Source organism: Micromonospora sp. NPDC048999 (assembly GCF_040649295.1).
In the GTDB taxonomy this organism is placed as follows: domain Bacteria; phylum Actinomycetota; class Actinomycetes; order Mycobacteriales; family Micromonosporaceae; genus Micromonospora.
The window spans coordinates 1-16,507 of the sequence record NZ_JBEZFI010000054.1 but is presented as its reverse complement, the minus strand read 5'-3'; the positions used below and the strand labels follow the sequence as shown (position 1 = coordinate 16,507).

The following is a 16,507-nucleotide window of genomic DNA, read 5'->3' as shown; positions in this document are numbered from 1 at the left end:
GGAACGGAGAGATCCGGATGGGTACGGAGAACGACGGCGGTAACGCCGGCGGAGCAGGCACGTTCACGCAGGCCGACGTCGACCGCATCGTGCGGGAGCGGCTGGCCCGTGACCGGGAGAAGTACGCGGACTACGACGACCTGAGGGCCAAGGCGGCCGAGGCCGACAAGAGTAAGTCCGCGCTGGACAAATTGGTGGAGAAGGTCTCCGGCCTCGAGGATCGGGCGGCCAAGGCTGAGCGCCGGGCGCTGATCACGGAGGTGGCGTCCGCGAAGGGGCTGACTGCCGCGCAGGCGAAGCGACTCGCCGGGGAGACCCGGGAGGAACTCGAGCGCGACGCCGACGAGCTGCTGGCCGCGTTCCGGCCGGCCGACAAGGACGGCAAGGACGGCAAGGACGCCGACGGCGGCAAGGACGGGGCCGGTGACGGCAAGGACTCCGACGGCGGCAAGGACGGGGCCGGTGACGGCAAGGGTTCCGACGGTGGCAAGGACGCCGGCGGGACGGCCGAGGGTGGTGAGGGCGGAGAGGCCCGGAAGCTGCCGCCGGCGGGCACCCGGCCGAAGGAGAAGCTGACCTCCGGCGCGGTGCCGGGCGCCAGCGGGGAGAAGAGCGCGGCCGAGATGGCCGACGAAATCCTCAAGAACCCATTCTGAGCCCAGCAAGCCGCTGGGCCGTGACGTGAGGGAGTAGCCACAGTGGCTGTTCTGACCGCGAAGGGCATCTCATCGCTGGCGATCCAGCTGCTCGTGCGGCGGCTGGTGCTGGTGATGACCGTCGCCCGGGTACCGGGCAACGAGTACACGGGGCCGAACGGCGGCACCATCACCGTGCGGGTGCCGCAGCCGTCGGCCGCCCGCGAGCAGGCGAACCCGGGCGCGACGATCACCTACGACGACGTCGACGAGGTGCCCGTCGACGTGTCCCTGTCGCACCTGTACCACGCCAAGCTCGTGTCCGACCAGGAGCTGACCTACAGCCTGGAAAACTTCGGCCGGCAGATTACCCTCCCTCAGGTCTCCGCAGTCGCCGCGGGCGCCGAGGCCAAGGTGGCGGCCGCGATGAACGGGCTCTCCGCAGACCTGCAGCTGGAGGCCGATGGCTCCAACATCGACGAGATCGTGCTGGAGGCACGGGAGAAGCTGGGCCGGGCGGACGTGCCGCTGGACGACCGGTATATGGCCGTCAGCCCGGAGGTCGCCACCCACGTACTGTCCCTCGACGGAATGTCGCGGGTCGACGCGTCGGGCAGCAGCGCGGCGCTGCGGGAGGCGATCATCGGCCGCTACCGCGGATTCACGTTCGTGGAGTCGGCGGGGCTGACGGCGGGGCACGCGGTGGCCTACCACCGCAGCGGGCTGGTGTTCGCGTCCCGGCTGCCGGTCACCCCGCGCGGGGCGACCAGCTCGGCCACGCACGAGGAGGGCGGGATCGGGCTGCGGCAGATCTTCCAGTACGTGCCCGACAAGCTGTCCGACGCCAGCGTGGTCAGCACGTTCGGCGGCGCTTCGGTCGTCCTCGACGCCAGCAACGCCCGCAAGCGGGCCGTCAAGATCACCACGAAGTCGTCGTCCTGATGGATCTGCCGCCTCTGGCGCCGCTGGCCGCGCTCGCGGGTCGCCTCGGCTACACCCCGGAGGGTGCCGAGGCGACCCGGGCGGAGAACCGGCTCGCCGACGCGAGCGCGCTGATCCGGGACGAGGCCGGCAAGACGTGGGCCGTCGGCGGCCAGCTGGTCGACGTGCCGCACCGAGTCGCCGGTATCTGCGTCGACGTCGCCCTGCGCGCGTTCACCAACCCTGAAGCGTTGTCGCAGCGTTCGATCGGGGACAGCAACAAGTCCTACGACCGGGCCGGCCTGGACGGCGGCGCGATCGTGTACCTCACCGACGCCGAGGCCAAAGCCGTCCGCAAGGCCGCCGGCGGCAACGGCTTCCGATCGGTGACGGTGGTCAGCCCGTGGTCCGGCGACGGCGAAAGCCTGCTCGGCTCATGATCCCGATCGGCGTGCACGAGCTGCCCCGGCATCTGCAGGTGTGGCGGCCGACCAGTACCGGCGACGGGGCAGGCGGCCAGGTGGTGACCCGCACCCAGGTCGACACCGTCCGGGCCAAGGTGTCGCAGCCGTCGGCAGAGGAGAGGACCGCGGCCGGGCAGTCCGGCGCGCAGCTCGACGCCGTGGTGCACCTGCAGCCGACCGCGGATGTGCGCCGCGGTGACGAGCTGCGCGGCGACGGTGAGACGTACCGGGTGTGGGCCACCGTCCACCCTTCCGAGCCTGTCTACCTGCGTGCGCAGTGCGAGCGCACCCAGTCCGAGGGGACGTAGATGCAACAGACCATGATCGCGGCCAAGACGGGTACCACGGTTACCCCCGACGGGCAGCGGCGCATCGTGCGCCAGGGCGTCACCACCGCGCATGCCGGGCACGAGATCGTCGAGCGATACCCGCACCTGTGGGCGCCGATCCGCCCGGACTACGCCGTCGACGACGGCGAGGCACTCGAGGCGGCGGTGAACACCGAGGAGGATCCGGTGCGCGGGCGGGTGCGCGCGCTGCTGCAGCTGGACGTCGACGCAAGCACCCAGGAGATCTGCGACGCCCTGGACGAGCGCCTGGCGGCCGCCGACGGGCCGGAGACCGTGGACGTGCGCACCCTGGCCGACCGGGCTGAGGTGTATGTGCCCGTTGACGGCCCGGCCGCGCCGCAGGGGGACGACACCCAGACCGGGGACGTCGACGAGGCGGTGGAGCGGGCCCGGATCCGGGCCTGGGCCGCCGGCCAGGGCATTGACGTGTCGCCGCGCGGCAAGATCCCGACGGCGGTCGTCGAGCAGTATCGGGCCGCGCACCCGGAGGGCTGACATGGACACCACCATCGGGGTGTACATGCGTGTCGGGTCCGGGCCCGAGTGTCTGGTCGGCACGATCGAGATCGCCTCGGCCGAGGTCCAGGCTGCCATGTCCAGCGACCGCGTGGGCGAGCTGCTCGCCGACGCGCTGTCCGCGGCGGCCGCGGAGCTGCGCGGGCAGGCGGGTGAGTGACCGTGGCCCGTCAGCAGGCCGTCACCGTCGAGGGCATGGACAAGCTGGCCCGCGTGCTGAAGGGGCTGCCCGCGGCGGTGGGTGAGGGCGCCCGCAAGGCTGTGCGGGAGGAGACCGGGGAGGTCGTCGCCGACATGCGGCGTACCGCCCCTCGGGACACCGGTGAGCTGATCGCGTCGATGCATCCGGTGATCACCAACGACGGGCTCAGCGGACAGGCGGTGGCCACCGCCCGGCACGCCACCTTCGTCGAGCACGGCACCGAAGACACCCCGGAGCAGCCGTTCGCGACCCCGGCCGCGGAGCGGTCCCGCAAGCGGTTCCCTGACCGCATCAAGACCGAGGTCGGCGGCATGCTGAAGGGCCTACTCCAGTGACCCTCGTGTCTCGGTCGCCGCTCCACCCCGTGCAGACGGCCATCTACCGGCGTCTGACCGGGGACGCACCGCTGCTGGACATGGCCACCGGTGGTGTGCACGACCAGGTGCCCGAGGGCACCCCGAAGCCGTACGTGCGGATCGGGGATCACCTGTCGACCCCGGACAACGACCTGACCAGCTACGGGCGAGAGATCGTCGCGACGCTCCACGTCTGGACCGAGGCCCGCGGCAACCAACAGGGGCAGGCGATCGCCGCGCGGATCGTCGAGCTGCTCGACCACCAGGCGGCGGCGCTGTCCGTGCTGCTGACCGGGCACCGGGTGGTGTCGATCCGCTGCGAGTTCGACCAAGCCCTGCCCGACCCCAATCCGCAGGTGCGGCACCACATCATCCGGTTCCGCATCAAGACCGCACAGGAGGAGGCAACGTGAGCGGCGTCGACGCGTTCGGCACGCAATTCAAGAGGGGCGACGGCAAATCGCCGGAGGCGTTCACGGCGATCGCCAACGTCACCAGCATCTCCGGGCCGGAACGGTCGCGGGAGACCATCGACGTCACCAACCACGGCAGCCCGGATGGGTGGAAGCAATACATCGGCAGCCTCAAGGACGGCGGCGAGGTCAGCCTCGACCTCAACTACGACCCGGCCGAGGACACCCACGACCTGGACGACGACTTCGACGACGACGCCCCGCGGAGCTACCAGATCGTGATCCTGCCGGGCACGGAGAACGAGCACACCTGGTCGATCAAGGGAATCCTCACCAAGGTCGGCGACGAGTTCCCGTACGACGACAAGATGGGCCGGTCGATCACCATCAAGGTGTCGGGCAAGCCGACCCTGGCCAAGACGGGGGAAGGTGCCTGAGATGGAGTTCCTGAATCGTGACGCGATCCTCGGCGCGGAGGACCGCAGCTACGACGTGGTGGACTGCCCGGAGTGGGGCGGCGCCGTGCGGATCCGGTCGATCACCGGCGCCCAGCGGGACGCCTACGAGCAGTCGCTGATCCAGCAGCGCGGCGGCAACCGGCAGATGAACATGCGTAACGCGCGGGCGAAGCTGATCGTGCTGTGCGCCGTCGACGAGCACGGGACGTCGCTGTTCTCCGAGCAGGACGTCAACGCGCTGGGCCGCAAGAACGCCAAGCCGCTCGACAGGTTGTTCGACGCCTGCAAGGTGATCGCCGGCTTGACCGAGGACGACGTGGACAAGCTGACCGAGGATTTCGGCGCGACCCAGGGCGACGATTCCGCCACCGACTAGCGGCGCACCTGGGCTACACCGTGGGCGAGCTGCTCGCCCGCATCGACGCCCGGGAGCTGTCGGCGTGGGCCGCGTACGAGCGGGTGACCGGCCCGCTCGGCCCGGACCGCGCCGACATCCACGCGGCGATCATCGCCTCCACCATCGCCAACGCCAACCGCGGCAAGGGCGGCCGCGTGGCCAAGCCGGAGGACTTCATCCCCCGCTGGGACCAACGGGGCGCGGCGGCGGCCGCCGGCGAGCAGACCGGCGAGGACCACCTACGGCTGATCAAGTCCCTGAACCGGGCCATGGGTGGCCACGAGCAGTGAGGGGGTGACCGTGGCAACCCTGGCGGACCTGATGATCAAGATCGGCATCGACCCCGACGGCGTTGAGAAGGGCACCAAGGCCATCGGGGCCAAGCTCGAAAAGCTCTGGTCGGGGGTGAAGAAGGGCGCCGCCATCGCCGGCGCCGCGATCGCCGCCGCCCTGATCGTCGGTATCGGGGACACCCTGGAGCAGTCGAAGCTGCAGGGTGTGCTCGCGGCTCAGCTCGGCGCTGGCCCGGAGCTGGCCGGCGACCTCGGCAAGTTATCCGGTCAGGTGTACGCCGCCGGATTCGGCGAGGACATGCCCGCGGTGACCTCCGCGATCCGGTCCGCTGCCCAGCAGGGCCTGATCGACATGGGCAACGCCGCCGACGCGGCCAGTCAGAGCACCGTGAAGTCGCTGCTCACCGTGGCGACGGTGGTCGAGGAAGAGACCGACCGTGTGTCTGCCGCGGTCACCACGATGCTGCAGACGGGCCTGGCCGGCAGCGCCGAAGAGGCCATGGACCTGCTCGTCAAGGCCACCCAGATCGGTGTCAACAAGGCCGGCGACCTGATGGACACCTTCGAGGAATACTCCACCCTGTTCCGGTCGCTGGGGCTGGACGGGCAGCACGCGATCGGTCTGCTGTCGCAGGGGCTCCAGGCCGGCGCGCGCAACGCCGACCAGGTAGCCGACGGCCTCAAGGAGCTCGGGATCCGGGCGATCGACGGATCCGAGGCCGCCCGTGAGGCGTACAAGCTGCTCGGCCTGGACGCCGACAGGATGACCGCGAAGATCGCGCAGGGCGGGCCGGCCGCGGCCGAGGGGATGAACCAGATCCTGGACGGGCTGCGGGCGATGAAGGACCCGGTCGACCAGAACACGGCCGGTGTCGGGCTGCTCGGCACCAAGTGGGAGGACATGCGCGACGCTGTCCTCGCGTTGGACCTGAACACCGCGGCCGCCCAGATGGATGGCTTCACCGGGGCGACCAAGGCCGCCGGCGACACGATCCAGGAGACCGCAGGCCAGAAGCTGGACCGGTTCAAGCGGGCCGCCAAGCAGGCGCTGGTGGACAAGCTCGCGGAGGCCGTGCCGTACATCGAGAAGACGTTCGGCTGGCTGCAGAAGAACTCCGGCTGGGTGACGCCGCTGGCGACCGGCCTCGGGATCCTCGCCGCGGTGATCGGCACGATCATCCTGGTACTCAAGGTGTGGACGGCCGTGCAGACCGTCCTCAACCTCGCGCTCTGGACCTCCCCGATCACCTGGATCGTCCTCGCCGTGATCGCACTCGTCGCGATCATCGTCATCATCGCGACCAAGACCGACTGGTTTCAGAAGGCCTGGTCATGGGCCTGGGACAAGATCAAAGCCGGCATCGCTTTCGTCTGGAACTGGATCAAGCAGAACTGGCCGCTGCTGCTCGCCATCATCACCGGGCCGATCGGCCTCGCGGTCCTGTGGATCACCAAGAACTGGGACAAGATCAAGGCCGGAGCCGGGGCGGTCAAGGACTGGATCGTTGAGAAGTGGGACGCGCTACTCGGGTTCTTCAAGGGGCTGCCCAAGAAGATCAGTGCGGCCGCCTCCGGCATGTGGGACGGCATCAAGAACGCTTTCCGCGCCGCGATCAACTGGTTGATCGACAAGTGGAATGGGCTGAGCCTGTCCATCCCTTCGATCAACATCCCCGGCCTCGGCAAAGTCGGCGGCTTCGATCTCCGCCCCGTGCAGATCCCCCGCCTGGCCGACGGCGGCATCGTTCCGGCCACACCGGGCGGCCGGCTGGTGGTGGCCGGCGAGGGCGGCAAAGACGAGGCCGTGGTGCCCCTGCCGCGCGGCGCCCGTGACTTCGCCAACGGCGGCGCCGGCGGCACGCTACGGGTCGAGACGAGGGGTGGCGGAACACCGCTGGAACGACTGCTCGCCGAGTGGTTCCAGCGCGCGGTCCGGACCGGGGCGATCCAGCTGACCGTGCGCGGCGGTCGGGTGGCGGTCAGCCATGGGTAGGCAGGACCTCGCCGTAGAGCTGTACTACGGCGGGGCGTGGCGGCCAGCACCAACCTATGCCCGTGACCCGGTGACCATCACCCGCGGGCACGGCGACGAGGCCACCGAGGTGTCCCCGTCGAAGCTGACCGGCACCGTCGACAACCGCAGCGGAAACTACAACCCGCGCAACGCCAGCTCGCCACTGTACGGGCTGGTGGGCCGCAACACCCCGGTGCGGGGAACCGTCAACGGCGACGTGCGCTTCGTCGGCGAGGTCGCCACGTGGAAGCCCGGCCGGTCGCTGGACGCCGACCCGACCAACGGTCAGGGCGACGCGTGGACGGAGATCGAGGGCGCCGGGATCCTACGCCGGTACGGGCAGGGCGCCGACCCGACCCGGTCCGCGCTGTACCGGGCGCACATGGTCGAGCCCACCGCTGTCGCGTACTGGCCGCTGGAGGACGCCGGAGCCGCTGAACTGCTCACGTCACCGTTGCCCGGCGTCGCATCGGGGCGTCTGCGTGACTCCGGTGCCAGGACCATCCGGCCATTGCAGTGGTCTGATGACAGCCTGGTCGGCTCCGGCACGCTGCCCGTGCTGGAGACGGAGCGGGGACTCGCCGGAGTCGAGGTGAGCACGGCCCCCGGGGGCGCGCCGGCGCTTGCCGTGTCGTTCTGGACCCGCACCGCCTTGCCGGCGAAGACGGGCGCGAACGGGATATTCACGCAGGCGACGCTGACCCTGTTCCGCAGCGACGGCGCCGACGTGGACGCCACCCTGCTCTCATGGCCGCCGGGCAGTACCGGTGCGGGCGGGACCGCCGACACGGTGGAACTGTCCGCATCGGCTGGTGCGCCGATCACCGTCGTGCGGCCGTTCGTCGACGGGTGGCGGCATGTGGCGGTGGTGTTCGCGCCGTCCGGGTCGAGCCTCACGGTCACCCTGTACCTCGACGGAGCGCAGGTCGGCACCGGCACATTGCCGTCGGCCAGCATCGCCGGCGTCTTCAAGATCCGCATGGGCGTGTTCACCCAGAACCTGGGATCGTCCGAGATCGGCAAGATCAGCGTCGGCCACCCGGCGATCCTGGCCGGCAGCACTGCCGCGCTGGCCGCTGCGGTGACGCGTCTACACACGGCCGGACGGGGACACGTCGGTGAGACCGCCGCTGCGCGGTTCTTGCGCTTGTGCGGTGAGGAGGGCATCCCCGCCACGGTGGTAGGCGTCGCGGCCGATACGCGGCCGATGGGCCCGCAGCGCACTGGCGTCGCCATGGCCGACCTGCTGGGCGAGATCGAGCGCACCGACGGCGGCTTGCTGTACGAGCCGCGCGACCAGCTCGGCCTCGTGCTGCGTACCGTCGCGACTCTCTACAACCAGCCGCCGGCGCTGACCCTCGACTGGTCCCAGGTAGCCGAACCGTTCGACCCGGTCGTGGACGATCTGGGCACAAGGAACGACGTCACGGCGAAGAGCACAGCCTCCGGTGTGGAGGCGCGGGCGGTGCTCAAGGCCGGGCCGATGTCGGTGCAGCCGCCGCCGGCGGGGATCGGCCGGTACGCCGGCCAGGTCGACGTCAACCCCGCCGACGACGCTACGCTGCCCGATCACGCCTGGTGGGGTCTACACCGGGGCGCCGTCGACGAGCTGCGGGTGTCGCAACTGACTGTCGACCTAGCTGCGTGGCCAGCGCTGGCCCCCGCTGCGGCCGCCGTGGACGTCGGTGACCGGATCATGGTGACCAACCTGCCGGCGGACATGGGCGACCGTGAGGTGTCTCTGATCGTGCTCGGCGTGACCGAGGTGATCGGCTCGGACACCCGGACGATCACGTACGCCTGCGTGCCGGCGAGCCCGTACGAGGTGGCTACGGTGGGCGGGAACCGGTTGGTGTGCGCTGACGGCACAGCCCTGGCGGCCGGCGTGACCGCTGGCGCGCTGGTCATGCAGATCACCAGCACGGCTGCTGACGGACCATGGACCACTGCCGCCGGCGACATGCCGGTAGAGATGCGGGTTGGCGGGGAGTGGGTGCAGGCGGCCAGCATCGGGCCGGCCGTCGTCGACGGATTCCCTCGCACGGTCAGCGCCGGATGGGGCGCCGCCGAGACCGGGCAGCCGTGGACGCCAACGCAGGTGGGCACCGAGGCGCGGTACTCGTGTCCGGGGTCGCCGTCGGTCGGCCGGATGTCGGTCGAGGCGGTCAACACTCGGCGGATGATCTGGCTCGACGCGGGCAGCCCGGACGTCGACGTCCTCATCACGATCGCGCTGGGCACGCTCATGACCGGCGGGTCCGCCCAGTTCGGTCTGATGGCCCGCTACACCGATACCGACAACCAGTACTGGGCCGAACTGGCGTTCGAAACCGATCAGCGAGTGACCCTGCGAGTGCAGAAACGCGTCGCGGGGGCCAACACAAACATCACCGGTGACGTGCCGACCGGCCTCACGCACACCACGGGCGGTCAGTACCGGCTGCGCTTCCAGGCGATCGGGAGCCAACTGCGGGCGAAAGCCTGGGTCCTCGGCAACGCCGAGCCGGCATGGCAATGGAGCGGCACAGACACGTCACTGACGACCGGCAACCGGGTGGGCGTGCGGGGCATCCTCGCGGCCAGTGTGACCAACCCGCTGCCGATCGTCGTCGCTGTCGACGACCTGGCGGTGCTCAACCCGCAGCGGGCCATCCTTTCCGTCCGGGGCGTCAACGGGGTGCGGCGATCCTGGCCGGCCGGCACGCCCGTAGATGTGTGGGATCCGGCCATCGTGGCCCTGTGAGAGGAGACAAGTGAGATGCCGGCCGAAATCCGCCCGGGCATGCGCGTGGTGCCGTCCATGTTCAAGCAGGGCCTTTTTTCTGACGTGCAGATAGGCCGTGAGCAGGTCACTTTCGCGGCCGCGACATTCCACAGCCGCACCATCACGTTTCCGCGCACGTTCGCGGCCGCGCCGACCATCGTCATCCCGGTGATCAACTCCGGGGCATCCGAGGCCGACCGGTGGATCGCGCGGGTGTTCAGCGTGACCGCGACCAACTTCGGCTTGAGTTTGGCCGAGAGCACCAACGCCTCGAGGGCCTGGACGGCGGCCCGGGCCGTCGACTGGATCGCCATCCTGCTGTGAGGAGACACCGGTGACCCGAGCTCCAGAAAGTCTGCTGGCAGTCCGCGCGCTGCTGCTTACCCATCTCGGCCCGCACGGGCTCAGGCCGGACGCTGTTGGCATCGTCGGCGACGCCACCCACCGGGGCGGCTATCACTGCGGAGCCGACCGGACTGCGGCCGGTGACTACAGCGTGGTGGAGTCGCCGCGGGACAGGACCGGACTGACCCTCGACGCCGCCGCGCTGGACATCGGCTGGTTCGAGGTCCGCGTCGGCGGGGTGACGCACAACCTCTACACCTTCAACCGGTGGATCGTCGCCCAGCTTGAGGCGGGCACCCCGGACTCGCGGGACATCCGGGAGTGGATCTACACCCTGGACGGAAAGACCGTCCGCCGCTGGGACCGGCTGAAGAAGCGTACAAGCGGCGACTCCAGCCACCTGTGGCACAGCCATGGGTCGTGGTTCCGCGACGCGATCAAGGCGGGCAAGGACTTGACGCCGCTGTTCCGCCGCTACCTGACCACCATCGGACTCCTGGAGGACGCCATGGCCCTGACCAACGCGCAGGCCGCGCAACTCGCCAACGTGGAACGGATGCTCGGCAAGCTGCTCAAGGGCGGCCTCGGCGCGGGCCCCGACGGGCGGCCGGACAACGCGGCCACCTGGTGGCTGCGGATGCTGGCCGACAACACGGACCCGCTGGTCGCCAAGGCGTACCCGCAGCAGCCGGACGGCAACTGGCGGCCCATCCCCGCCGGGCTGGCGCAGATCGCCGCGCAGGTCGCCGCGGCCCGGGCCGACATCGCCGCGCTGGCCATCCGGAGCGACACGCAGGCGGTCATCGCCGGGGTGCTCGAGGGCCTGACGCCGTCGGCCATCGCCGCCGCGATCCCGCCGGCGCTGACCCGGCAGGTCGCGGACGAGCTGGCCCGCCGTTTGGCCTCGTGATCGTTACCTCACAGCGGGATGACGGTGATGTTGCGGGCGCCAGCGACCAGGGCGTGGTCGCCGGACTCGACCGACCTGTACTTCGCCGCGAAGACGTTCGGCCCCTCGCGCAGCCCGTCGGCCGCGGTGAGCAGGATGGTGAATGAGCCGGTGCCGCCGTCGAGGCGCGGGGTCAACCCGCGCACGTCCGACGCGCGGATTGCCGATGCACCGGACACCTCGACGGACATGGCGCCCGGGTGCCGGCCGCTGAGATGCGCGGACAGGATGACCAGCACACGACGGGATGGGCCAACGTTCACGGTGACGGTGGGCCCCGGCGTGGGCATGTCGACGTAGGCGCGTCCGGTGTCGCCGATCTGCTCGATGTTGTCCACGGTGGCCGACTCGGTCCGGGCCTGCGCCACCACGGCTGCGGCCGGCTGCGGCTTGGCGGTGATGGCCGGGCCGATGGTGACTCCGGCGACCAGCCCGACGGCCATAGCTGCGGCGGCTGCGGCCGCCGACCATTTCCAGGAAATCACGCGCTCACCCTAGGAGGGCGCGTCAAGCCGATCGATCGAGGAGGCTAGCGTGGATCCGGGCGTCCTCAACGCGCTGATCGGCGCCGGCGGTGCCATCGCCGGCGGCGCCGTCGTCGGCCCCGTCGTCGGGTATCTACTCAACCGGCGGGTCAGCTCGGCGCAGGCCGTACTGGCTGCGGCGCAGGCCCAACAGCAGCAGGCCCAAGCCGAGCAGCTGCGCGCGGACGCCGACCGGATCCGGCAAGACATCTACCAGGAAATCACCGCCGACCTGCACGCCGAGCTGCAGCAGGTCAAGTCGGCGTTGGCCGACGCCCGGCAGTCCCTCGCCGTGACGTCAGCCGAGGCCGAGCGACTGCGTCTGCGCGTCGTCGAGCTCGAGTCCCGGATTGCCCAGCTCGCGCGATCCGAGCAGCACCTGTCCGCCGAGCTGAGCGCTGTCCAGGCCGAGCGGGACCAGCTGCGGATCCAGCTCGCCGGACGGGAGGCCACGATCACCGCGCTGACCGGGCAGCTCGGTGACCTGCGTGCGCAGCTTGCCGGTCTCCAGCAACAGCCGCAATCACCGTCGCCGACCTGAGCAGGTACGTCTGCGCCTCGGGCCCTCGGTACGCGTCGACCGGCTGACCACTTCACATTTAGGAGGAGGCATCATGCAGCCAACCCAGATCCGGCACCCGTGGCGGGCGACCGTCCGCACCCTCGTTGCCGCAGTGATCGCACTGCTGTCACTGCTGCCCACGATCGCCATCGCCGGCGGCATCAGCGAGGTGCCGGCCGTCGCCCAGGTCCTCAGCGTGATCGGGGCGGTGACCCGGGTCCTGACGCTGCCGGGGGTGGACGGGTGGCTGCGGCAGTACCTGCCGTGGCTGGCATCTTCGCCAGAGACACCCGCCAGGTAGCCCGCTAGCCCCGCCCAGCGATGCCGGGGCAGGGCACCACCGCTTTTCCGATGCCGCACTCTGCGCGCCGTGTCGCATACTGTCCGCATGACTGACGGCTGGAGACTCAACCCACCCGCACCCTTCCAGCGCGCCACCTGGCGCCAGCGGATCCGCCTCGCCTGGGCGCGGCTGCGGCACCGGTAGCCGCACGGACAACGCACCCCCGGCCCTACTCAGGGCCGGGGGTGCCGTCGTTTCAGCGACTCACCGGGAGGTGGTCAGCTTGCACTGCACCGTGCCGGCCGCCCGATCCCGCGACCGCTGCGTGCCATCAGCGATCTCGCAGGACAGCGGGTCCGTCCGGTGCCCCGTCGCCGTGATCATCACCTCGATCTTCAGGCCCGAGGTGTAGTCCAGGGTCTGCTTGTACTCGCCGCCGGCGACCTTCTCCCGGGTGTAGTCGCCGCGGGAGTCGCCGACCTTTGCCGCCCGGACCACGACGTCGTACGGGGCGTCGCTCTTGGCGCGGATCTCGACGGTGCGCTGCTTCTTCGGGTCGACGTGCCGGTCGGCCGGCGGCCGGCTGCTGTGCGTGCCGCCGTCCTCGCCCTTGCAGGCCAGGCCGACGGCCAGGGCCAGGACCAGCGCGCCGACGTTGATCGCGCGGCGGAATCGGTGAGACTGGTGCATGGGTCAGACCTCCTATGTCTGATCAAGGCCTCGGGCCGGCGCTCCAATCGCCGCGCCCGGGGCCGTCCAACATCAACGGGTGGTGCGCCGCCGGCGGGCGGGCCTCGGCGTGGCCGGCGTGGCCGGCGTGGACTTGCCGCCCGGCCCGCAGCCCGGCTCCCGGCAGATGCAGTGCCCGCCGTACGGCGGCAGTTCCTTGCCTCCCGCGCAGTGGTGCCGGCCGTCGGCATCCGGCATTGCACAGCCCAGGCAGCGGGACAGCTCCCCCGGGGTCATGGACCTCACCTGCGGGGGTGACATCGGGTAGGCGCGGTCGGATCTCGCCGTCACAGCTAGCTCCTTCGCGCGCCAGCGGTCGCGGCCCACGCCGGCGCTGCGCCGATGACCCGCACCCCGGCCCGCCGGACGAACACCTCACGCTTCCCGGTCGCCTTACCGTCCCGGCTCAACACGTAGCCGGTCAGCCAGATCCAGCCCGCATAGGTGGGCTTCGGGTCGACCGAGACCAACGTCATCCATATCTCCCGGTCGCCGCCAAACTGGACGCTCGCCTCACGGCAGAGCTGCACCACAGTGCCGGCCCTCAGCTCCATGCGAGATCTCCTATGACCGGGGTGTATGGGTGGACTGGGACGGGGCCACGGGTGGCGGTCGGCGGGCGGTATTCGCTGGCCCGGTTGGCCATCAGCCGGCGTAGCGCCGCGGTCTGCTCGCGGGCCCGGATCTGCGGGCCGATGTCGAGCAGCGCGGGGCCGGGCTGTCGGCTCGTCACAGAGCGCACCAGGTGACCGATGGACGCCTGCGGCCAGCAGCGGTGCACCGTGGCCGGGGGACGGTTACTTGGTCCACGAGATGAACCGTTCGTGCAGCTCGACCGCCGGAGCGCGAGGAAGGTCCCCGGCGGCGGCGAAGAGCAGGGCGTTGACGTACGTGGCGAGCCCGGACCGGTCGGGCCCGTACGCCTCGGCAAGTCGGGTGCGGGCGGGTGAGCAGGGCCAGGGCGGGCCGTCGGGGCACGTCTGGCAGGTCCAGGCCGGGCGGTCTGGCAGGTGGGTGTCGCCGAGCCGGTGGGGCAGCGCCTCGATGCACCTGGCGACGGTTCGCGCGTTCATCATTGCGCCTCCGGTTGACCGGGCGGGATCGGCCTGCAGACTGCGCATCCGGTTGATCAGCCAGTCGTTCACGGGCCTCACCCTTTGATTATTTGCGTACGCAAATCTTTCAACGAGTGTGGCTGGGATCGGGGTGGCCCGTCAAGCTTTTGCGTACGCATACTGGTGTGTGTCGCTGATCGTCCAGTCGGAGGGAGTCGAACCGATGCCGATGGGATACCGCGAGATTGCCGCTGCCCTGCGCGCCGCCATCGAGGCCGGGGAGTACTCGCCCGGCGCCCAGCTGCCGACCGAGCATGACCTGGCAAACCGCTTCGCCGTCTCCCGTGAGACGGTGCGCCGCGCGTTGGCCACGCTCAAAGCGGCCGGCCTCGTCATCGCCGCGACCAAGCAGGGCACGACAGTGGCCCGCCCCCCGGTGCGGCTCGCTCTGTCGCACTACGCGGCCGCCGTCGACCCGGCCCGGCCGGGCCGAGGGATGGGCCCATGGGAGACGGCCTGCGCCGAGCAGGGCGTCCCGGGCCGAGTGGAGGTGGACGAAGTTGTCCGCGTGCCGGCGGCTGCGGATCTGGCCGCCCGGTTCGGAGTCGCTGCGGGCGCCGGACTGGTCCGGCGGGCCCGGCGGATGTTCGCCGGCGACGACCTGGCGCAGCTCCAGGTGTCCCATGTCCTGGCAGAGGTCGCCGAGGGCACACCGCTGGCCTTGCCGGGCAAGGTGGTCGGCGGGCTGTACGCCGCGCTGCGTGTGGCCGGCGTGCATCTGGTCGATGCGACCGAGGAGGTTGCGGCGCGGCTGCCGACCGGTGCGGAACGGGAGACGCTGGACCTGCCGGACGCTGTATGGGTGCTGGAGACCTGGCGGACGACCCGGGACAGCTCCGGACGAGTCGTAGAGGTCCTCCACAGCGTCTCCGACGCCCGCCGCGTAGCCCGAGTGTTCGGCGCCCTTCCTATCGGCTGACCGCCCGCCGCCCGGCTGCGAGGCTGCCGCAACCAGGCGGCCTATGGCAACCGTCCGAAGGGTGGCCCGTCAGAGAAGTGGGCGGCCCGGTGGCGTCGAGCGAGATCGAGCAGCCGTTGCCGCGCGGCTTCGTGCTCGGCGCGCTGGATGGCGACGCCCGCGGCTTCGGTACGCGGTGACGGTCGGCGATGAAGATGGGCGAGGAGCCGAAGCCGGACCATGGATGATCACTCTCCCGATTAATACGGTGACCCTCCGCAGCCTACCCAACCTCCCTACGTAGGGAGAGGATCGCGTTGCTGTCCGGTTGTCCACATGGTGCAATTCCGTGGCCCAAGAGCCAGGAGACAGCAGCACATGGCACCCGCCCGCCGGATGACGTTTCAGCAGATAGCTGATGATCTCGCGTCGCGGATCGAGGTTGGCGAATATCCGCCTCACACCGAGCTGCCGAGCACTCGCCAACTGGCCGACCTCTACTCGGTATCGGCCGGGACAATCGACAAGGTGCACATCATTCTGAGGGAGCGCGGGCTGACGTACGGAATTCCGGGCCGGGGTGTATTCGTTGAGGATCGCCCCGAAGGCGTTTCGTAGCGGCATCCGCGCGTTCCGACGCGACCGCTACCGTCCGGTGTGCGTGAGGATGCATCCGGTCCACTCGCGTTCCGTGATCAAACCGCCATTGCGGGACGCTCAGATGATCACGCTCTGCTATCCCGGTACCACAATGCAAGTTGCACGTGCCACCCTGCCCTTGCCGGGCCGCGGCCGGCTACTGGACCTTCACTGACAAACCCTTTCATCTCCGGTCGAACGGGTGTTTCATCGTGGGTTCCTGAGAGTCCATTAAGGCCACGGAGGGTGAGACACTGCATGCGCCTCAAGATCGTCTTCGCGGGGGTGGCCCTGTCCTGGCTACTGGTGAGCACCGTCGGCATGCGGCACCTGAGCGATCGCGGCTTCCTGGTCGCGCTCGGTGGGGTCATGGTTCTGACGGGGCACGTGCTGCAACGGGGTCCCGTTCTCCTCGAGGTGCTGCAGCTGGGGCGGAGAATCGAACGCGAGCGGGCGTCTGCTCTAGTAGCCCAGCGGGCAGCCGTTGACACCCCTACCGTCGACCTGTATCGCAAGAGCAAGGCCTCATGATCATCCGGTACAGATGTGGAACAAAAGAGCGCCACGAAACACGGTAGAGGCAGGTAAATCAAGATGACCGTTTGCCCAGCTCACAGCGGCAATAGGGGCATCGGGCCAGGCAGCAAAAGTGCGGGTCGCCGGCACGGGACCTGCCGGCG

General features: G+C 70.2%; 26 protein-coding genes. 20 read left to right on the top strand and 6 right to left on the bottom strand.

The features are described 5' to 3' along the window. The first annotated feature begins 17 nt into the window (after positions 1-17). Genes AB0C02_RS30450 through AB0C02_RS30380 form a run of 15 tightly spaced genes read left to right on the top strand, consistent with a single transcriptional unit; the run spans position 18 to position 11,038 of the window. Entirely contained in the window at positions 18-656 is a 639-nt protein-coding gene (locus AB0C02_RS30450) for a DUF4355 domain-containing protein (protein ID WP_357552579.1), read from the top strand. A 42-nt stretch (positions 657-698) separates the two neighbouring features. Next, positions 699-1,577 (top strand): phage capsid protein, encoded by an 879-nt coding sequence (locus tag AB0C02_RS30445; RefSeq protein ID WP_357552578.1) that lies wholly within the window; start codon positions 699-701, stop codon positions 1,575-1,577. Then, positions 1,577-1,996, top strand: a complete 420-nt coding sequence (locus tag AB0C02_RS30440; RefSeq protein WP_357552577.1) for a hypothetical protein — start codon at positions 1,577-1,579, stop codon at positions 1,994-1,996. Before AB0C02_RS30445 ends, AB0C02_RS30440 begins: the two co-directional genes overlap by 1 nt. After that, on the top strand, positions 1,993-2,328 hold the full coding sequence (locus AB0C02_RS30435) for a phage head closure protein (RefSeq protein WP_357552576.1): 336 nt from the start codon (positions 1,993-1,995) through the stop codon (positions 2,326-2,328). The genes AB0C02_RS30440 and AB0C02_RS30435 overlap by 4 nt, the downstream gene beginning before the upstream one ends. Next, positions 2,329-2,865, top strand: a complete 537-nt coding sequence (locus AB0C02_RS30430; protein WP_357552575.1) for a histone-like nucleoid-structuring protein Lsr2 — start codon at positions 2,329-2,331, stop codon at positions 2,863-2,865. Between the two features lies 1 nt (position 2,866). Continuing rightward, positions 2,867-3,046 carry a hypothetical protein gene (locus AB0C02_RS30425; protein ID WP_357552574.1) on the top strand — a complete coding sequence of 60 codons (180 nt, stop codon included), beginning with the start codon at positions 2,867-2,869 and terminating at the stop codon, positions 3,044-3,046. Continuing rightward, positions 3,043-3,423, top strand: a complete 381-nt coding sequence (locus tag AB0C02_RS30420; protein ID WP_357552573.1) for an HK97-gp10 family putative phage morphogenesis protein — start codon at positions 3,043-3,045, stop codon at positions 3,421-3,423. Before AB0C02_RS30425 ends, AB0C02_RS30420 begins: the two co-directional genes overlap by 4 nt. A 29-nt stretch (positions 3,424-3,452) precedes the next feature. Continuing rightward, complete coding sequence (locus AB0C02_RS30415; RefSeq protein WP_357552572.1) at positions 3,453-3,857, top strand: DUF3168 domain-containing protein; 405 nt, start codon at positions 3,453-3,455, stop codon at positions 3,855-3,857. Then, positions 3,854-4,294 carry a phage tail tube protein gene (locus AB0C02_RS30410; protein WP_357552571.1) on the top strand — a complete coding sequence of 147 codons (441 nt, stop codon included), beginning with the start codon at positions 3,854-3,856 and terminating at the stop codon, positions 4,292-4,294. The genes AB0C02_RS30415 and AB0C02_RS30410 overlap by 4 nt, the downstream gene beginning before the upstream one ends. Before the next feature lies 1 nt (position 4,295). Beyond that, positions 4,296-4,691: a hypothetical protein gene (locus AB0C02_RS30405; protein WP_357552570.1), complete on the top strand. Its 396-nt coding sequence runs from the start codon at positions 4,296-4,298 to the stop codon at positions 4,689-4,691. A gap of 20 nt (positions 4,692-4,711) precedes the next feature. Beyond that, complete coding sequence (locus AB0C02_RS30400; protein WP_357552569.1) at positions 4,712-5,002, top strand: DUF4035 domain-containing protein; 291 nt, start codon at positions 4,712-4,714, stop codon at positions 5,000-5,002. 4 nt (positions 5,003-5,006) lie between these two features. Continuing rightward, positions 5,007-6,998 carry a phage tail tape measure protein gene (locus AB0C02_RS30395; RefSeq protein WP_357552568.1) on the top strand — a complete coding sequence of 664 codons (1,992 nt, stop codon included), beginning with the start codon at positions 5,007-5,009 and terminating at the stop codon, positions 6,996-6,998. Next, positions 6,991-9,762 carry a hypothetical protein gene (locus tag AB0C02_RS30390; protein WP_357552567.1) on the top strand — a complete coding sequence of 924 codons (2,772 nt, stop codon included), beginning with the start codon at positions 6,991-6,993 and terminating at the stop codon, positions 9,760-9,762. The genes AB0C02_RS30395 and AB0C02_RS30390 overlap by 8 nt, the downstream gene beginning before the upstream one ends. Before the next feature lie 15 nt (positions 9,763-9,777). Beyond that, entirely contained in the window at positions 9,778-10,107 is a 330-nt protein-coding gene (locus AB0C02_RS30385; RefSeq protein ID WP_357552566.1) for a hypothetical protein, read from the top strand. A 10-nt stretch (positions 10,108-10,117) separates the two neighbouring features. Further along, positions 10,118-11,038: a hypothetical protein gene (locus AB0C02_RS30380; RefSeq protein WP_357552565.1), complete on the top strand. Its 921-nt coding sequence runs from the start codon at positions 10,118-10,120 to the stop codon at positions 11,036-11,038. 8 nt (positions 11,039-11,046) lie between these two features. Here AB0C02_RS30380 and AB0C02_RS30375 read toward each other — a convergent pair whose 3' ends face one another. Then, positions 11,047-11,562 (bottom strand): hypothetical protein, encoded by a 516-nt coding sequence (locus tag AB0C02_RS30375; RefSeq protein ID WP_357552564.1) that lies wholly within the window; start codon positions 11,560-11,562, stop codon positions 11,047-11,049. A gap of 49 nt (positions 11,563-11,611) precedes the next feature. Here AB0C02_RS30375 and AB0C02_RS30370 point away from each other — a divergent pair, with 49 nt between their 5' ends. Together AB0C02_RS30370 and AB0C02_RS30365 are read left to right on the top strand one after the other, a co-directional pair. After that, positions 11,612-12,142: a hypothetical protein gene (locus AB0C02_RS30370; protein ID WP_357552563.1), complete on the top strand. Its 531-nt coding sequence runs from the start codon at positions 11,612-11,614 to the stop codon at positions 12,140-12,142. A 73-nt stretch (positions 12,143-12,215) separates the two neighbouring features. Continuing rightward, entirely contained in the window at positions 12,216-12,464 is a 249-nt protein-coding gene (locus tag AB0C02_RS30365) for a hypothetical protein (RefSeq protein ID WP_357552562.1), read from the top strand. Between the two features lie 246 nt (positions 12,465-12,710). Here AB0C02_RS30365 and AB0C02_RS30360 read toward each other — a convergent pair whose 3' ends face one another. The 5 genes from AB0C02_RS30360 to AB0C02_RS30340 all read right to left on the bottom strand — a co-directional run bounded on the left by AB0C02_RS30360 (position 12,711) and on the right by AB0C02_RS30340 (position 14,320). Next, complete coding sequence (locus tag AB0C02_RS30360; RefSeq protein ID WP_357552561.1) at positions 12,711-13,136, bottom strand: hypothetical protein; 426 nt, start codon at positions 13,134-13,136, stop codon at positions 12,711-12,713. A 72-nt stretch (positions 13,137-13,208) separates the two neighbouring features. Then, positions 13,209-13,412 carry a hypothetical protein gene (locus tag AB0C02_RS30355; protein ID WP_357552560.1) on the bottom strand — a complete coding sequence of 68 codons (204 nt, stop codon included), beginning with the start codon at positions 13,410-13,412 and terminating at the stop codon, positions 13,209-13,211. 56 nt (positions 13,413-13,468) lie between these two features. After that, entirely contained in the window at positions 13,469-13,729 is a 261-nt protein-coding gene (locus AB0C02_RS30350) for a hypothetical protein (RefSeq protein ID WP_357552559.1), read from the bottom strand. Then, positions 13,720-13,908, bottom strand: a complete 189-nt coding sequence (locus AB0C02_RS30345; protein ID WP_357552558.1) for a hypothetical protein — start codon at positions 13,906-13,908, stop codon at positions 13,720-13,722. The genes AB0C02_RS30350 and AB0C02_RS30345 overlap by 10 nt, the downstream gene beginning before the upstream one ends. Positions 13,909-13,972: 64 nt before the next feature. Further along, entirely contained in the window at positions 13,973-14,320 is a 348-nt protein-coding gene (locus AB0C02_RS30340) for a hypothetical protein (RefSeq protein ID WP_357552557.1), read from the bottom strand. Between the two features lie 133 nt (positions 14,321-14,453). Here AB0C02_RS30340 and AB0C02_RS30335 point away from each other — a divergent pair, with 133 nt between their 5' ends. The 3 genes from AB0C02_RS30335 to AB0C02_RS30325 all read left to right on the top strand — a co-directional run bounded on the left by AB0C02_RS30335 (position 14,454) and on the right by AB0C02_RS30325 (position 16,358). Then, positions 14,454-15,209 carry a GntR family transcriptional regulator gene (locus AB0C02_RS30335; protein WP_357552556.1) on the top strand — a complete coding sequence of 252 codons (756 nt, stop codon included), beginning with the start codon at positions 14,454-14,456 and terminating at the stop codon, positions 15,207-15,209. A gap of 357 nt (positions 15,210-15,566) precedes the next feature. After that, positions 15,567-15,806: a winged helix-turn-helix domain-containing protein gene (locus AB0C02_RS30330; RefSeq protein ID WP_357552555.1), complete on the top strand. Its 240-nt coding sequence runs from the start codon at positions 15,567-15,569 to the stop codon at positions 15,804-15,806. Between the two features lie 279 nt (positions 15,807-16,085). Further along, positions 16,086-16,358, top strand: coding sequence for a hypothetical protein (locus AB0C02_RS30325; RefSeq protein ID WP_357552554.1), 273 nt, complete (start codon positions 16,086-16,088; stop codon positions 16,356-16,358). Positions 16,359-16,507: the final 149 nt, after the last annotated feature.

Excerpts from the sequence above, each read along its gene's own strand:
- AB0C02_RS30325 (WP_357552554.1), top strand. The coding sequence starts at position 16,086 with ATGCGCCTCAAGATCGTCTTCGCGGGGGTGGCCCTGTCCTGGCTACTG.
- AB0C02_RS30450 (WP_357552579.1), top strand. The coding sequence starts at position 18 with ATGGGTACGGAGAACGACGGCGGTAACGCCGGCGGAGCAGGCACGTTC.
- AB0C02_RS30440 (WP_357552577.1), top strand. The coding sequence starts at position 1,577 with ATGGATCTGCCGCCTCTGGCGCCGCTGGCCGCGCTCGCGGGTCGCCTC.
- AB0C02_RS30405 (WP_357552570.1), top strand. The coding sequence starts at position 4,296 with ATGGAGTTCCTGAATCGTGACGCGATCCTCGGCGCGGAGGACCGCAGC.
- AB0C02_RS30360 (WP_357552561.1), bottom strand. The coding sequence starts at position 13,136 with ATGCACCAGTCTCACCGATTCCGCCGCGCGATCAACGTCGGCGCGCTG.
- AB0C02_RS30355 (WP_357552560.1), bottom strand. The coding sequence starts at position 13,412 with ATGACCCCGGGGGAGCTGTCCCGCTGCCTGGGCTGTGCAATGCCGGAT.
- AB0C02_RS30365 (WP_357552562.1), top strand. The coding sequence starts at position 12,216 with ATGCAGCCAACCCAGATCCGGCACCCGTGGCGGGCGACCGTCCGCACC.
- AB0C02_RS30350 (WP_357552559.1), bottom strand. The coding sequence starts at position 13,729 with ATGGAGCTGAGGGCCGGCACTGTGGTGCAGCTCTGCCGTGAGGCGAGC.
- AB0C02_RS30390 (WP_357552567.1), top strand. The coding sequence starts at position 6,991 with ATGGGTAGGCAGGACCTCGCCGTAGAGCTGTACTACGGCGGGGCGTGG.
- AB0C02_RS30430 (WP_357552575.1), top strand. The coding sequence starts at position 2,329 with ATGCAACAGACCATGATCGCGGCCAAGACGGGTACCACGGTTACCCCC.
- AB0C02_RS30335 (WP_357552556.1), top strand. The coding sequence starts at position 14,454 with ATGCCGATGGGATACCGCGAGATTGCCGCTGCCCTGCGCGCCGCCATC.
- AB0C02_RS30435 (WP_357552576.1), top strand. The coding sequence starts at position 1,993 with ATGATCCCGATCGGCGTGCACGAGCTGCCCCGGCATCTGCAGGTGTGG.
- AB0C02_RS30385 (WP_357552566.1), top strand. The coding sequence starts at position 9,778 with ATGCCGGCCGAAATCCGCCCGGGCATGCGCGTGGTGCCGTCCATGTTC.
- AB0C02_RS30330 (WP_357552555.1), top strand. The coding sequence starts at position 15,567 with ATGGCACCCGCCCGCCGGATGACGTTTCAGCAGATAGCTGATGATCTC.
- AB0C02_RS30425 (WP_357552574.1), top strand. The coding sequence starts at position 2,867 with ATGGACACCACCATCGGGGTGTACATGCGTGTCGGGTCCGGGCCCGAG.